Below are 15,777 nucleotides of genomic sequence, written 5' to 3' on the forward strand. Positions count from 1 at the left end.
GGTCAGATCGGCTTTCGGGTGCGCTGAGGAGGTAGTCATAACGACATCGGTGATTGTTGCTGGCGCGCGTACACCCATCGGCAAGTTGATGGGCTCCCTGAAGGATTTCAGCGCCAGCGAGCTGGGTGCCATCGCCATTAAGGGCGCCCTGGAGAAGGCCAACGTGCCGGCGTCCTTGGTCGAGTACGTGATCATGGGCCAGGTGTTGACCGCGGGTGCCGGGCAAATGCCCGCACGGCAGGCGGCAGTGGCGGCCGGCATCGGTTGGGATGTCCCTGCGCTGACGATCAACAAGATGTGCCTGTCCGGCATCGACGCAATCGCGCTGGCTGATCAACTCATTCGGGCCAGAGAGTTCGACGTGGTGGTGGCCGGCGGTCAGGAGTCGATGACGAAGGCGCCCCACCTGTTGATGAATAGCCGGTCGGGTTACAAGTACGGCGACGTTACGGTTTTGGACCACATGGCCTACGACGGTCTGCACGACGTGTTCACCGATCAGCCGATGGGCGCGCTCACCGAGCAACGCAACGACGTCGACATGTTCACCCGCTCCGAACAGGACGAGTACGCGGCTGCGTCCCACCAAAAGGCGGCCGCGGCATGGAAGGACGGCGTATTCGCCGACGAGGTGATCCCGGTGAACATCCCGCAGCGCACGGGCGATCCACTGCAGTTCACCGAGGACGAGGGGATCCGCGCCAACACCACCGCCGCCGCGCTGGCCGGTCTGAAGCCGGCGTTCCGTGGCGACGGCACCATCACCGCCGGGTCGGCGTCACAGATCTCCGACGGTGCGGCCGCGGTGGTGGTCATGAACCAGGAAAAGGCCCAGGAACTGGGGCTGACCTGGCTAGCCGAGATCGGCGCCCACGGTGTGGTGGCCGGGCCGGATTCCACACTGCAATCGCAGCCGGCCAACGCGATCAACAAGGCGCTGGATCGCGAGGGCATCTCGGTGGACCAGCTCGACGTGGTGGAGATCAACGAGGCGTTCGCTGCGGTGGCATTGGCCTCGATACGCGAACTCGGGCTGAACCCCCAGATCGTCAACGTCAACGGTGGTGCGATTGCCGTCGGGCATCCCCTCGGCATGTCAGGGACGCGAATCACGCTACATGCGGCGCTGCAGTTGGCACGCCGGGGATCGGGCGTCGGGGTTGCCGCATTGTGCGGGGCTGGCGGGCAGGGCGACGCACTGATATTGCGGGCCGGATAGCGGTTGAGGGGTCGGTGGCGGCCAGTGTGATCTTGGTCATACCAACCGATCGCGGTATGTCGGCTCCTGCCGCAGGGTCGGCGCCACCGGGTGGATCGATGACCGCAGCGGCATGACAGACTTGACGGCGTGACGCGTCCGCGACCCCCGCTCGGGCCGGCCATGGCCGGTGCTGTTGACCTCTCCGGCATCAAACAACGTGCCCAGCAAAACGCTGCGGCGAGCACGGATGCCGACCGGGCACTGTCGACGCCGTCCGGTGTGACCGAGATCACCGAGGCGAACTTCGAGGACGAGGTGATCGTCCGGTCCGACGAAGTGCCGGTGGTGGTGTTGCTGTGGTCACCCCGCAGCGAGGTATGCGTCGACTTGCTTGACACGCTGTCCGGCTTGGCCGCTGCCGCTAAGGGCAAGTGGTCGCTGGCGTCGGTTAACGTTGACGTCGCACCCAGGGTGGCACAGATATTCGGCGTCCAAGCGGTTCCGACCGTGGTGGCCTTGGCTGCGGGACAGCCGATCTCGAGCTTCCAGGGCCTCCAGCCCGCGGACCAACTGAGTCGCTGGGTGGATTCCCTGTTGTCTGCGACAGCCGGAAAGCTCAAGGGCGCAGCGAGTTCCGAGGAGTCCACCGAAGTCGATCCAGCGGTGGCACAGGCGCGCCAGCAGCTCGAGGATGGCGACTTTGTTGCCGCGCGCAAGTCATATCAGGCGATTTTGGATGCCAACCCAGGAAGCGTCGAAGCCAAGGCGGCCATCCGCCAGATCGAATTCCTCATCCGCGCAACCGCACAACGGCCCGACGCCGTCTCGGTCGCCGACAGCTTGTCGGATGACATCGACGCCGCGTTTGCGGCAGCCGACGTGCAAGTCCTCAACCAGGATGTGAGTGCGGCCTTCGAGCGCCTGATCGCGTTGGTGCGTCGGACATCTGGAGAAGAGCGCACCCGGGTGCGCACCCGGCTGATCGAGCTGTTCGAGCTGTTCGACCCCGCCGATCCCGAGGTCGTGGCCGGTCGGCGCAACCTCGCCAACGCGCTGTACTGAGGCCGGCTGGCGAGCAGACGCAGAATCGCCTAAACCCGCACGGGTTTAGGCGATTCTGCGTCTGCTCGCGCTGGGCGGCTACGACAACCCGGGTGATCCGTTCAGGCCGAGCAGCCCGGCGGTGCCGCCGGCGCCACCCTTACCCGGCGCACTGCCGACTCCGCCGTTTCCGCCGTTGCCTCCATTGCCGATCAGGGTGGCGTTGCCGCCGGAGCCGCCGACACCGCCGTTTGCCACCACGCTTGCGCCGCCGGCGCCGCCGTCGCCGCCGTTGCCGACCATCCCGGCCTTGCCACCCTTGCCGCCGTTCCCCCCGTCGCCGGCGATGCCGAGTCCGCCGGCGCCGCCGGCGCCGCCATCGCCGTTGAGCAGGCCGGCGTTGCCGCCGGCCCCACCGTCGCCGGCGGTCTCGCCGAACCCGCCGGCTCCGCCGGCCCCGCCCGCACCCGAGAGCCCGGCGGCGTTGCCGCCGGCCCCGCCGGCCCCCCCGACCGACCCGAATTCGATGCCAGTCCCGCCGGCGCCACCAGCGCCGCCGTCACCGATCAACCCGCCGGTGCCGCCGGTGCGGCCGCTACCGGCCGCGCCCCGGACGCTGTCGCCGCCGGTACCGCCGGCGCCGCCGTCGCCGATCAGCTTGGCGGCCCCGCCGCTGCCACCGGACCCGCCGATGCCGCCGGCCATTTGGTCCGCACTGGAGGCGCCGAACCCTCCGGTGCCCCCGGCGCCGCCGGGACCGAACAGTGCGCCGGCACCGCCGATGCCGCCGACGCCTCCTTTGCCGCCGGTGCCGCCGGGGTCGGGCGCGCCGAGACCGGTTCCGCCGGTGCCGCCAATGCCGCCAGCGCCGAAGAGGATGCCGGCGTTGCCGCCCGCCCCGCCGGCCCCGCCCTCACCGCCCACGAGTTGGTTACCGGTGCCAGTTCCGCCGGTGCCGCCGGTCCCGCCGTTGCCGGTGAAGATGCCGCCGTCGCCTCCGGTGCCGCCGTTCCCTCCGGCCGAGCCGGAGACTCCGAACCCGCCGGCGCCGCCGGCACCGCCATTGGAGAACAGCCCGCCGCCCCCGCCGGTGCCGCCGGTGCCACCGGTGCCCCCGTTGACGCTCAACCCGCCGGTGCCGCCGGCACCGCCGGCGGCCAACACCTCGAACAGCCCGCTGCGACCGCCGGCCCCGCCGGCGCCACCGTTGAAGCCTGGCCCGCCGGCCCCGCCGATGCCACCGGCTCCGAACAGCCCGGCCGCCCCGCCGTCGCCGCCGAGCCCGCCTGTGCCGGTGTTCCCGACTCCGCCGGGCCCACCGGCGCCGCCGGAGCCGAACAGCAGCCCGCCGGCCCCGCCGGCCCCGCCAGCCGCGCCGTTGCCCGGGCCGTCACCCCCGGCCCCACCCGCCCCGCCGTTGCCGAATAGCCCCGCGGCTCCACCTGGGCCGCCGGCCTGGCCGGGCGCCCCGGACCCGCCGGCCCCGCCGTTGCCGTACAGCAGCCCGCCGGCCCCGCCGGCTTGCCCGGTCCCCGGTGCGCCGTTGGCGCCGTTGCCGATCAGCGGACGCCCCAGCAACAGCTGGGTGGGCGTGTTCACAATGTTGAGCAGGCCCTCCAACGGCGCCGCGGCGGCGGCCTCAGCGCTCGCGTACGCGCCAGCGCCCGCAGTAAAGGTTTGAACGAACTGGGCATGAAACGCCGACATCTGAGCGCTCACCGCCTGATAGGCCTGGCCATGCGCGGCGAACAGCGACGCGATGGCCGCCGACACCTCATCAGCACCGGCTGCCAGAAGTTCCGTCGTCGGGCCCAATGCCGCGGCGTTGGCGGCCCCCAGCGTCGACCCGATGTTCGCCAAATCCGAAGCGGCCCTCACCAGCGTCTCGGGAGCGGCGATTACAAACGACATGCTTTCCTCCGATCAGCTGTGCGTCGAGTATCCAGCTCGAGTTAGCACAGGGTAGCGCTATCGCTTAGCCTTTCTGATCAATCTCGGAGTGCAGTGTGCAGAGTGCATCGAATCGGCTCATCAGGCATGTGCAATCTGCTCATGGCAGGCGCTAGGCGGGCGTCAGCCACAGCGCCGAAGTGGGCGGCAGCACCAGCACCGCGGACGCCGGGCGGCCATGCCAGGGGTCGTCGGTGGCGTCCACGCCGCCGAGGTTGCCGATCCCTGAGCCGTGGTAGATCGTCGCGTCGGTATTGAGCACCTCGCGCCAGCGGCCCGCGCGCGGCAGCCCGAGTCGATAGTCACGGTGTTCGGCACCTGCGAAATTGAACACGCAGGCCAGCACCGAGCCGTCGCTGCCGTAGCGCATAAAGCTCAACACATTGTTGGCGGAGTCGTTGGCGTCGATCCAAGAATAGCCTTCGGGGGTGGTGTCTAAGCTCCACAGCGCCGGGTGGCATCGGTAGATGTCGTTGATGTCGCGCACCAGCCGCTGAATCCCGTTGGAGAAGCCGTTTTCGTCGAGTTGGAACCAGTCCAGGCCGCGCTGCTCGGACCATTCGGCGCGTTGGCCGAATTCCTGACCCATGAACAGCAATTGCTTGCCGGGGTGTGCCCATTGGTAGGCAAGCAGGCTACGCAGGCCGGCGGCCTTGACGTGATTGTTGCCCGGCATCCGCCCCCACAGCGTGCCTTTGCCGTGCACCACCTCGTCATGACTGAGCGGCAACACGTAATTTTCGCTGAACGCATACAGCATCGAGAACGTCATCTCGTGGTGGTGGTAGCTGCGGTACACCGGATCTCGGCTGACGTAGTCGAGCGTGTCGTGCATCCAGCCCATGTTCCACTTCATCGAAAAGCCCAGGCCGCCAATGTTGGTCGGGCGGGTCACCCCAGGCCACGACGTGGACTCCTCGGCGATGGTGACGATTCCCGGCGCGACCTTGTGCGCCGTGGCGTTCATCTCCTGCAGGAACTGCACTGCTTCCAGGTTCTCCCGGCCGCCGTGGACGTTGGGGGTCCAGCCGCCCTCGGGTCGCGAGTAGTCTAGATAGAGCATTGAGGCCACCGCGTCCACCCGCAGGCCGTCGATGTGGAACTCCTGTAGCCAGTACAACGCATTGGCTACCAGAAAGTTGCGCACTTCCGGGCGGCCGAAGTCGAACACGTATGTGCCCCAATCCAGTTGCTCGCCGCGTTTGGGATCGGAATGTTCGTAGAGCGGAGTGCCGTCGAACCGTCCCAGGGCCCACGCGTCCTTCGGGAAGTGCGCTGGGACCCAATCCACGATGACGCCGATGCCGGCCTGGTGCAGGGCGTCGACCAGCGCCCGGAAGTCGTCGGGTGTGCCGAATCGTGATGTCGGCGCATAGTAGGACGTGACCTGATACCCCCATGATCCGGCGAATGGATGCTCGGCGACGGGCAACAGCTCCACATGGGTAAACCCTTGATCCACAATGTAATCCGTCAACTCACGAGCAAGCTGGCGGTAGCTGAGTCCAGGCCGCCACGAACCGAGATGGACTTCGTAGGTGCTCATCGCCTCGTTCACCGGGTTGCGCAGCGCACGCCCAGCCATCCAGTCGTCGTCACCCCAGGTGTAGTCACTCGACGTCACCCGCGATGCGGTCTGCGGCGGCACCTCGGTGCCGAACGCGAACGGGTCGGCCCGATCGGTAACCACGCCGTCGGCGCCGTGCACGCGGAACTTGTACAGACCGTCGCAAGGGAAGTCGGGCCAGAACAATTCCCATACCCCTGATGGGCCGAGCACCCGCATGGGGGCTTCGTGGCCATTCCAACCGTTGAACTCGCCGATCAAGCTGACGCCCTTGGCGTTGGGCGCCCACACGGCGAACGACACGCCACTCACCACACCGTCGGCCGTGGTAAACGAGCGGGGGTGGGCACCCAGGACTTCCCAAAGCCGTTCGTGGCGGCCCTCGGCGAACAGGTGCAGGTCGACCTCGCCCAGGGTGGGCAGGAATCGGTACGCATCGGCCACGGTGTGTGGCTCGCAACCTTCATAGGTCACCTGCAGGCGGTAGTCGATGAGGTCGACGAACGGCAATGCGACGGCAAACAGGCCAGAATCGAGGTGCTGCAACGAGAACCGGTCCTTACCAACGAGCGCGACGACCTCGACGGCATGCGGACGGAACGCTCGGATGACGGTATGGTCGCCGTATTCGTGGGCGCCCAGGATGCCGTGCGGGTTGTGATGTGTACCCGCCACCAAGCGCGCCATTTCGGCCGGCTCGGGTGCAAGGTGCTCCCCGGTGAGTTTCTCGGATCGACTCATGAGCCCGTCACCTCCTGCGCAGCAGCGTGTTTCGGCTCTCGTAGGGCACGGCTGGCATGTTGATGATGTGGGCGACTGCCCGTGCTGGGTCGATGCGGATGTAATTGGCTTGCCCCCATTGGTATTCTTCGCCGGTTATCTCGTCGCGCACCCAAAACCGGTCGTAGTCCTCCATGCCCAACGCCGCCATGTCCAACCACAGCGTAGCTTCTTCAGGACCAAATGCGTTGAGTGTCACCACCACCAACACGCAGTCGCCGGTGGCCGGGTCGAACTTGCTGTAGGCCAGCAACGCGTCGTTGTCAACGTGGTGAAAATGAATGGTACGCAACTGTTGAAACGCCGGGTGCAGCCGGCGAATTATATTGAGCCGTGTGATGAACGGCTGCAAAGATCTACCCTGGTCCAGCGCGCTGGCAAAGTCGCGGGGACGCAATTCGTACTTCTCCGAGTCCAGGTACTCCTCGCTGCCCTCGCGCACCGCACGGTGCTCGAAAAGCTCATAACCGCAGTACATCCCCCAGGCTGGGCTCATGGTGGCGGCCAGCACCGCGCGGATGGCGAACATGCCTGGACCGTTGTGCTGCAGCACCGCGTGCAGGATGTCCGGGGTGTTGACGAACAGGTTGGGCCGACGGTAGTCGGCGAGTTCGGCTATCTGGTTGCCGAATTCGGTGAGCTCCCACTTGGTCGTGCGCCAGGTGAAATAGCTGTAGGACTGCGTGAAGCCGAGCTTGGCCAGCCCGTACTGGCGGGCGGGCGGGGTGAAAGCCTCGGACAGGAACAGCACGTCGGGGTCGACGGTCTTCACCTGCGCGATCAGCCAGGCCCAGAAGTTGGGTGGTTTGGTGTGGGGATTGTCGACGCGAAAGAACTTGACGCCGTGGTTAACCCAATGTTGCACCACGCGCAGCACTTCGTCGTACAGGCCCTCGGGATCGTTGTCGAAGTTGAGCGGATAGATGTCCTGGTACTTCTTCGGTGGATTCTCCGCGTAGGCGATGGTGCCGTCCGGCAGCTCGGTGAACCACTGCCGGTGTTCGCGGGCCCACGGATGATCCGGTGCGCATTGCAGCGCCAGGTCCAGCGCGACCTCCATGCCCAGATCGCGTGCCGCGGAGACGAAGTCGTCGAAGTCGTCGATGGTGCCCAGGCTGGGATGAACGGTATCGTGACCGCCCTCATCGCTACCGATCGCCCACGGCGATCCCACGTCTGTCGGTGCGGCGGTGGGCGAGTTGTTGCGACCCTTGCGATGCACCTTGCCAATTGGATGGATCGGCGGCAGGTACACCACGTCGAACCCCATGCCGGCGATGCGCGGAAGTTCTGCCGCAGCGGTGGCGAAGGTGCCGTGTACCGGGTTGCCGTCGTCGTCCCACCCGCCGGTTGAGCGCGGAAACATCTCATACCAAGCGCCGAACCGGGCCAACGGCCGATCCACCCAGACGCCGAATTGCTCGCCCCGGGTGACCAGGTCCCGCAGCGGATAGTCGGCCAGCAGCTCTTCGATTTCCGGTGTCAGGGCCAACGCGGTGCGGGTCACCGGGTCACCGGGGGTCCGCAGCGCTGCCGCGGCCGCCAGGAGGGGATCGCGTAACCCGCGCGGCACACCGGTCGCCGCGCGCTCCAACAGCACCGCGCCTACCAACAGGTCGTTGGACAGCTCGGTCTCTCCCTGGCCGGCATCTAGCTTGGCTATCAGCCCATGGCGCCAGGTGTGGATCGGGTCACCCCAACCATCCACCCGGAAGGTCCACAATCCGACCCGGTCGGGGGTGAACTGGCCGTGGAAAACGAAGGGCTCCTGGCCGCTCGTCATCGGGATCAGCAGCGGCTTGACGCGTTGTTGGGGCTCGCTCGGCGTCGGAAGCACCCTGGCCCGGGGTCTGTCGGTGAGGTGTGGGTAACGCACTCCGAGGTAGCGCACGACCAGCGTCGCTGCGACGGCCTCGTGGCCTTCACGCCAGACCGCCGCGCTGACCGGGACCACCTCGCCGACCACCGCCTTGGCGGGATATACGCCGCACGAAACGACGGGCGCGACGTCATCGATTTCGACACGACCGGGCACCCACCACTCCGTTTCCGTTCCGATTGCCCGGCCACTCACCGGGACATCTTGTATGTGTCGTTCCTTGTGTGTCCTTCTTGCGCCCGATACCCACCCTAGTATCCGATCACACCCGCGAAGGCACAGCGGTCGGCGGGCGCACTGCACGCGGTGGCATCCTCAGTAAGGTAAGGACGCGTGAAAGCCCTTCGCCGGTTTACCGTCCGAGCCCACCTACCCGAACGTCTTGCCGCCCTGGACCAGCTGTCTACCAATCTGCGGTGGTCCTGGGACAAACCGACACAGGATCTGTTCGCGGCGATCGACCCTGCACTGTGGGAGCAATGCGGTCATGATCCGGTGGCGCTGCTGGGCGCGGTGAACCCAGCGCGTCTCGACGAACTTGCGCTGGACGCAGAATTTTTGGGCGCCCTCGATGAGCTGGCGGCCGACTTGAACGACTACCTGAGCCGTCCGCTGTGGTATCAGGAGCAGCAGGACGCCGGGGTAGCCGCACAAGCCCTGCCGACCGGGATCGCGTACTTCTCGCTGGAGTTCGGGGTAGCCGAGGTGTTGCCTAATTACTCGGGCGGTCTTGGGATTCTCGCCGGCGACCATCTGAAATCCGCGTCCGATCTGGGCGTGCCGCTGATCGCGGTGGGGTTGTACTACCGCTCCGGCTACTTCCGGCAATCGCTTACCGCGGACGGCTGGCAGCACGAGACCTACCCATCGCTGGACCCGCAAGGGCTGCCGTTGCGTCTGCTCACCGACGCCAACGGGGATCCAGTGCTGGTCGAGGTCGCCCTGGGAGACAACGCCGTGTTGCGCGCCCGGATCTGGGTAGCGCAGGTGGGTAGGGTTCCGTTGCTCTTGTTGGATTCTGATATCCCGGAGAACGAGCACGACCTGCGCAACGTCACCGACCGCCTCTACGGTGGCGACCAGGAACATCGCATCAAACAAGAGATCCTGGCCGGCATCGGCGGGGTGCGGGCGATTCGTGCGTACACCGCCGTCGAAAAGCTCACCCCGCCTGAGGTCTTCCACATGAACGAGGGCCACGCCGGATTCCTCGGCATCGAACGCATCCGTGAACTGGTCACCGATGCGGGTTTGGATTTCGACACCGCATTGACTGTGGTGCGGTCCAGCACGGTGTTCACCACTCATACTCCCGTCCCCGCCGGGATCGACCGGTTCCCGCTCGAGATGGTGCAGCGCTACGTCAATGACCAGCGCGGCGATGGCCGGTCTCGGCTGTTGCCTGGGTTGCCGGCCGACCGCATCGTCGCGTTGGGCGCCGAGGACGATCCGGCCAAATTCAACATGGCACACATGGGCCTGCGGCTGGCGCAGCGGGCCAACGGCGTCTCGTTGCTGCATGGCCGGGTCAGTCGTGCCATGTTCAACGAGCTGTGGGCGGGATTCGACCCCGATGAGGTGCCGATCGGCTCCGTCACCAACGGTGTGCACGCGCCCACCTGGGCGGCGCCGCAGTGGTTGCAGCTGGGCCGCGAGCTGGCCGGGTCGGACTCTTTGCGCGAGCCCGTCGTTTGGCAGCGACTGCATCAGGTCGATCCTGCTCATCTGTGGTGGATCCGCTCACAACTGCGGTCGATGCTGGTGGAGGACGTCCGGGCGCGGTTGCGGCAATCATGGCTGGAACGTGGTGCAACGGATGCCGAACTGGGTTGGATCGCGACGGCATTCGATCCGAATGTGCTCACCGTCGGCTTCGCCCGGCGGGTCCCGACCTACAAGCGGCTGACGTTGATGTTGCGCGATCCCGATCGGCTCGAGCAACTGCTGCTCGACGAACAGCGGCCGATCCAGCTGATAGTGGCTGGGAAGTCGCACCCGGCCGACGACGGGGGCAAAGCGCTGATCCAGCAGGTGGTGCGGTTCGCCGACCGGCCGCAGGTCCGCCACCGCATCGCCTTCCTGCCGAACTACGACATGTCGATGGCCCGGCTGTTGTACTGGGGCTGCGACGTCTGGTTGAACAACCCGCTGCGGCCGCTAGAGGCGTGTGGTACCTCGGGCATGAAAAGCGCGCTTAACGGCGGGCTGAATTTGTCGATCCGTGACGGCTGGTGGGACGAGTGGTACGACGGCGAAAACGGTTGGGAGATACCGTCTGCCGACGGTGTGGCGGACGAGAACCGTCGCGACGACCTGGAGGCCGGCGCGCTCTACGACCTGCTGGCACAAGCCGTGGCACCGAAGTTCTACGAGCGCGATGAACGCGGGGTGCCGCAGCGGTGGGTAGAGATGGTCCGGCATACCCTACAAACGCTCGGGCCCAAGGTGCTGGCTTCTCGAATGGTGCGCGACTACGTCGAGCATTACTACGCGCCGGCGGCGCAGTCTTTTCGCCGGACCGCGGGCGCCCAGTTCGACGCGGCCCGCGAGCTGGCCGACTACCGCCGGCGCGCGGAAGAAGCGTGGCCCAAGATCGAGATTGCCGACGTCGACAGCACCGGTCTGCCGGATACTCCACTGCTCGGGTCCCAGCTGACCCTGACGGCAACCGTGCGGCTGGCCGGGCTGAGGCCAAACGACGTGACGGTGCAGGGGGTGCTGGGCAGGGTCGACTCCGGCGATGTGCTAATGGATCCGGTCACCGTCGAGATGGCGCATACCGGCACCGGCGACGGCGGCTACGAGATCTTCTCGACGACGACGCCGCTGCCGCTGGCGGGGCCAGTCGGATACACCGTGCGGGTGCTGCCTCGCCACCCGATGCTGGCCGCCAGCAACGAGCTCGGCCTGGTCACCCTGGCCTGACCCGCCGAGAAGACGCAAAAGCTCCTAAATCTGGCCGATTTAGTGGGCTTTTGCGTCTGCTCGCGCAAGGCGCCGCAGGGCCGCGCGCACTTGCGTGGCGTTGGTGGTCTGCCAAAAGGGCGGCAGCGAGGCTCGCAGGAATTCGCCATAGCGGGCGGTAGCCATCCGTGAATCGAGCACCGCAACCACGCCCCGATCGGTGACGCGCCGTAACAGCCGGCCGGATCCCTGTGCCAGCAGCAGCGCCGCGTGGCTGGCGGCGACCGTCATGAAGCCGTTGCCGCCACGGGCGGCCACCGCACGCTGGCGGGCACTCAGCAGGGGATCGTCCGGCCGGGGGAACGGGATGCGGTCGATCAACACCAACGACAGCGACGGTCCCGGCACGTCGACCCCCTGCCACAGCGACAGCGTGCCGAACAGGGAGGTCGCCGCATCGGCGGTGAACTTCTCCACCAGCGTGGACGTACTGTCGTCGCCCTGACACAACACCGGCGTGGACAGCCGTTCGCGCATGGCCTCGGTGGCTGCCCGGGCGGCCCGCATGGACGAGAACAGCCCCAGGGTGCGCCCACCTGCAGCGGTGATGAGTTCGGCGATCTCGGTCAGTTGTTCGGCCGAGCCGCTGCCGTCTCGGCCCGGCGGCGGGAGATGGGCGGCCACGTAGAGGATTCCCGACTTTGCGTGCTGGAAAGGCGAGCCCACGTCCAGGCCACGCCAGGGCGTGTCTGCAGTCAGGCCCCATGCCGTGGCCATCGCGTCAAACGACCCGCCGATTGTCAGCGTTGCCGAGGTCAATACGGTCGTTGCACGGGCGAACACCTGGGTGGCCAACAGCTCGGCCACCGATAGCGGAGCCACCCGCAGCACCGCGCGAGCCGATTCGTGGTTGTCCTCGTGCTCCAGCCAAACCACGTCGCTGCGGTCAGGGATAGCGGGGGCGAACGACGCCAGGATTCGTGACGCGGTATCGGATATTTCGGTCAGTACCGCGCCCGCTTCGGCGCGCACGGACGCCGTCGTGGTGTCGCTGCCGGTATCGATCGCTGAGCGCGCCGCACTGGCCGCATCGCGCAGCGCGCTCAGATAGGTCGCCATCTCGTCATCGAGGCAATCAATGCGGCCCGGTCTGGCGTCGTGAATCGCCGAACTGAAGGTAGCCGAAGCCGCCTGAAGCCGCTGGGTCACTTTCGGGTCGACCAGCCGGGTGATCCGTCGTGCGGCCATACCGAGCGTGGCAGACGTCAGCTCAGCGGCGGCTACCGAGGTCACCCGGTCGGCCAATTCGTGAGCCTCGTCGACAACCAGCAGCCGATGTTCTGGCAGTACCGCCGATTCGGCGACGGCATCGATGGCCAGCAGCGCGTGGTTGGTGACGACGACATCGGCCAGGCCGGCCGCTCCACGAGCCCGTTCGGAGAAGCACTCCGAGCCAAACGGGCAGCGGGCCACGCCGAGGCATTCCCGCGCCGAAACGCTGACCTGCGACCAGGATCGGTCTCCCACACCGGGCTTAAGGTCGTCGCGATCACCAGACACGGTCGTCGAAGCCCAGGCGGTTAGCCGTTGCACATCGCGTCCCAGCGCGGTGACCGCCACCGGGTCGAAGAGCTCCTCCTGCGGCCGCTCGTCGTCATGGTCACTGGCTGTGACTGAGTTGTGGATCTTGTTCAGGCACAGGTAGTTCCGTCGACCTTTGAGCAGGGCGAACTTCGGTCGGCGGGGGAGCGCATTGGTGAGCGAATCTACCAGCTGGGGCAGGTCACGATCGACGAGTTGACGTTGCAAAGCGATCGTCGCCGTCGACACCACGACCGGCGCGTCGTCGCAAAGAGCGCGGATGATCGCGGGAACCAGATACGCCAGCGACTTGCCGGTTCCGGTGCCGGCCTGGACCACCAAGTGCTCACCGGTTTCAAACGCATGCGCTACCGCGGCGGCCATCTCTTGCTGGCCGCGACGCCGGGTGCCGCCAAGTGCCGCCACGGCGATGGCAAGCAGCTCAGGCACAGACATGGATACCGACTCGGACACGGGACGTGGTCACATCCTTGCGCTCAGGCCGGGATCGTGCGTGTCGGAATCGCCGGCTCGCCGGGTGCCAATTTCAGCCCGTCGGCTGGCAGGCTGCGCAACCCGGATGCCACCAGCTGCCGTGCCGCGGCCAGGCTGGTATCGGCTACCGGTTGCCGGGCGCGGACCAGTGGCAGCGTCAAAACCCGGTGCGGCTCGACAATGACCGGCGGACGGCCCGCCGGATGCACGAGCTCCTCGGTGATGGTGCCCGTCGCACGGGAGCGCCGCAGTGCCTCTTTGCGGCCGCCGGGGGATTCTTTGTAGCTGCTGCGCTTTTGCACCGGTACACCGTCTACCTCGACCAGTTTGTAGACCATGTTGGCGGTCGGCGCGCCCGACCCGGTGACCAGCGACGTGCCCACGCCGTAGCTGTCGACGGGTTCACCGCGCAACGCGGCGATGCTGAACTCGTCAAGGTCGCCGGACACCACGATGCGCGTCCGGGTGGCTCCTAGCCGGTCGAGCTGCTCCCGCGCTTGGCGGGCCAGTACCCCAAGCTCACCGGAATCGATGCGGATCGCGCCGAGCTCAGCGCCGGCGGCGGCAACGGCATTGGCCACACCGGTCGTGACGTCATAGGTATCCACCAGCAGCGTGGTACCGGGTCCCAGCGCTTCGACCTGGGCGCGGAATGCGGCTCGCTCGGCTAGTTCGGTGGGGCCGCCATGCTGGGCGTGCAACATGGTGAATGCGTGTGCCGCGGTGCCGTGCGCGGGCACTCCGTAGCGTCGCTGCGCCGCCAAGTTGGATGACGCGGCGAAACCGGCGATATACGCCGCCCGGGCCGCTGCCACCGCGGCGCGTTCGTGGGTGCGCCGCGAGCCCATCTCGATCAGTGGGCGCCCCCCGGCGGCGCTGACCATGCGCGCCGCTGCCGAGGCGATCGCTGTGTCGTGGTTGAAGATTGACAGCACCAGCGTTTCGAGCAGGACGCATTCGGCGAAGCTGCCGCGTACCGAGAGCACCGGTGACCCGGGAAAATACAGCTCCCCCTCGGCATAGCCGTCGATATCGCCGCGGAACCGGAATTCGCGAAGATACCGCACCGTGGCCGGGTCGAGGAATTGGGCCAGCAACTCGCACGCGTCAGCGTCGAACCTGAACTGCGGCAACGCTTCCAGCAACCGGCCGGTTCCGGCGACAACTCCGTAGCGACGGCCGGTGGGGAGTCGGCGAGCGAACACCTCGAATGTGGTGGGGCGATTGGCGCTGCCGTCGCGCAGGGCAGCCGCCAGCATGGTCAACTCGTACTTGTCGGTCAACAGCCCGGCTGGGTCTTGATTGTCGGGCTCTCCCTCTCGCCGCCTGGCGGCTGGGGGTGGCCCCACAGCGGTCCGACGCGGTCCGCAGCGTCGCCCGGTTGGGACCCAGTCGTTCACACCGCCACGGTATCGGCTCGCGGCCACGGTGCGCTGGGTATCCTGGGGCCATGGCTGTTGTGTCAGCGCCCGCCAAGCCAGGTACCACCTGGCAGCGCGAGTCTGCTCCGGTCGACGTGACGGACAGGGCATGGGTCACCATCGTGTGGGACGACCCGGTCAACTTGATGAGCTACGTGACTTACGTGTTTCAGAAGTTGTTCGGCTACAGCGAGCCGCATGCCACCAAGCTGATGTTGCAGGTGCACAACGAAGGTAAGGCGGTGGTGTCCGCGGGCAGCCGAGAGTCCATGGAAGTCGACGTGTCCAAGCTGCATGCCGCCGGTTTGTGGGCGACGATGCAGCAGGACCGGTGAGATTCGAGGATATTCGGGATCCATCGTGCGCAGGTGGAAGCGCGTCGAGACCCGCGATGGTCCCCGCTTTCGATCGTCGTTGGCTCCGCATGAGGCCGCCCTGCTCAAGAACCTGGCAGGCGCGATGATCGGGCTGCTCGACGATCGCGACTCTTCTTCGCCGTCAGACGAACTCGAGGAGATCACCGGCATCAAGACCGGGCATGCGCAGCGTCCGGGTGACCCGACCTTGCGTCGGCTGTTGCCGGATTTCTACCGTCCCGATGACCTGGATGACGATGATCCGACGGCCGTCGACGGCTCCGAGAGCTTCAACGCTGCCCTGCGCAGCCTGCACGAACCTGAGATTATCGACGCCAAACGTGTTGCCGCGCAGCAGTTATTAGACACGGTTCCGGACAATGGCGGCCGGTTGGAGCTGACGGAATCCGACGCCAATGCTTGGATCGCCGCCGTCAACGACCTTCGGCTGGCGCTCGGAGTGATGCTTGAGATCGGCCCGCGTGGGCCGGAGCGCCTGCCGGGGAACCACCCGTTGGCCGCGCACTTCAATGTCTACCAGTGGCTGACAGTCCTGCAGGAATACCTCGTGCTGGTGCTGATGGGGTCTCGATGATCTGCGC

10 protein-coding genes are annotated in these 15,777 nt (G+C 66.8%); 5 read left to right on the plus strand and 5 right to left on the minus strand.

Features of this window, described 5'->3' with window-relative positions:
- The first annotated feature begins 37 nt into the window (after nt 1–37).
- Both FF952_RS07060 and FF952_RS07065 read left to right on the plus strand, forming a co-directional pair.
- Nucleotides 38–1,219 (plus strand): acetyl-CoA C-acetyltransferase, encoded by a 1,182-nt coding sequence (locus FF952_RS07060; RefSeq protein ID WP_023637385.1) that lies wholly within the window; start codon nt 38–40, stop codon nt 1,217–1,219.
- 129 nt (nt 1,220–1,348) lie between these two features.
- Nucleotides 1,349–2,263, plus strand: a complete 915-nt coding sequence (locus tag FF952_RS07065) for a thioredoxin family protein (RefSeq protein ID WP_003406887.1) — start codon at nt 1,349–1,351, stop codon at nt 2,261–2,263.
- A gap of 78 nt (nt 2,264–2,341) precedes the next feature.
- Here FF952_RS07065 and FF952_RS07070 read toward each other — a convergent pair whose 3' ends face one another.
- The 3 genes from FF952_RS07070 to glgE form a co-directional block, all read right to left on the minus strand.
- On the minus strand, nt 2,342–4,153 hold the full coding sequence (locus tag FF952_RS07070) for a PE family protein (protein ID WP_031653795.1): 1,812 nt from the start codon (nt 4,151–4,153) through the stop codon (nt 2,342–2,344).
- Between the two features lie 151 nt (nt 4,154–4,304).
- Nucleotides 4,305–6,500, minus strand: a complete 2,196-nt coding sequence (glgB, locus tag FF952_RS07075; protein ID WP_003406892.1) for a 1,4-alpha-glucan branching protein GlgB — start codon at nt 6,498–6,500, stop codon at nt 4,305–4,307.
- A 7-nt stretch (nt 6,501–6,507) separates the two neighbouring features.
- Entirely contained in the window at nt 6,508–8,574 is a 2,067-nt protein-coding gene (glgE, locus tag FF952_RS07080; RefSeq protein ID WP_003915171.1) for an alpha-1,4-glucan:maltose-1-phosphate maltosyltransferase, read from the minus strand.
- Nucleotides 8,575–8,751: 177 nt separating this feature from the next.
- On the opposite strand from glgE, the gene FF952_RS07085 reads away from it, so the two are divergent.
- Entirely contained in the window at nt 8,752–11,343 is a 2,592-nt protein-coding gene (locus FF952_RS07085) for a glycosyltransferase family 1 protein (protein ID WP_003406899.1), read from the plus strand.
- Between the two features lie 39 nt (nt 11,344–11,382).
- On the opposite strand, the gene dinG is transcribed toward FF952_RS07085, so the two are convergent.
- Together dinG and FF952_RS07095 are read right to left on the minus strand one after the other, a co-directional pair.
- Nucleotides 11,383–13,377, minus strand: coding sequence for an ATP-dependent helicase DinG (gene dinG, locus FF952_RS07090; protein WP_003898827.1), 1,995 nt, complete (start codon nt 13,375–13,377; stop codon nt 11,383–11,385).
- Between the two features lie 23 nt (nt 13,378–13,400).
- Complete coding sequence (locus tag FF952_RS07095; RefSeq protein ID WP_031653797.1) at nt 13,401–14,747, minus strand: nicotinate phosphoribosyltransferase; 1,347 nt, start codon at nt 14,745–14,747, stop codon at nt 13,401–13,403.
- Nucleotides 14,748–14,848: 101 nt separating this feature from the next.
- Here FF952_RS07095 and clpS point away from each other — a divergent pair, with 101 nt between their 5' ends.
- Together clpS and aosR are read left to right on the plus strand one after the other, a co-directional pair.
- Nucleotides 14,849–15,154 carry an ATP-dependent Clp protease adapter ClpS gene (clpS, locus tag FF952_RS07100; RefSeq protein WP_003406906.1) on the plus strand — a complete coding sequence of 102 codons (306 nt, stop codon included), beginning with the start codon at nt 14,849–14,851 and terminating at the stop codon, nt 15,152–15,154.
- A 25-nt stretch (nt 15,155–15,179) separates the two neighbouring features.
- On the plus strand, nt 15,180–15,770 hold the full coding sequence (aosR, locus tag FF952_RS07105; protein WP_003406907.1) for an oxidative stress transcriptional regulator AosR: 591 nt from the start codon (nt 15,180–15,182) through the stop codon (nt 15,768–15,770).
- Nucleotides 15,771–15,777: the final 7 nt, after the last annotated feature.

Origin of the sequence: Mycobacterium tuberculosis complex sp. N0072 (assembly GCF_030323725.1) — a bacterium.
Classification (GTDB): Bacteria; Actinomycetota; Actinomycetes; order Mycobacteriales; family Mycobacteriaceae; genus Mycobacterium; species Mycobacterium tuberculosis.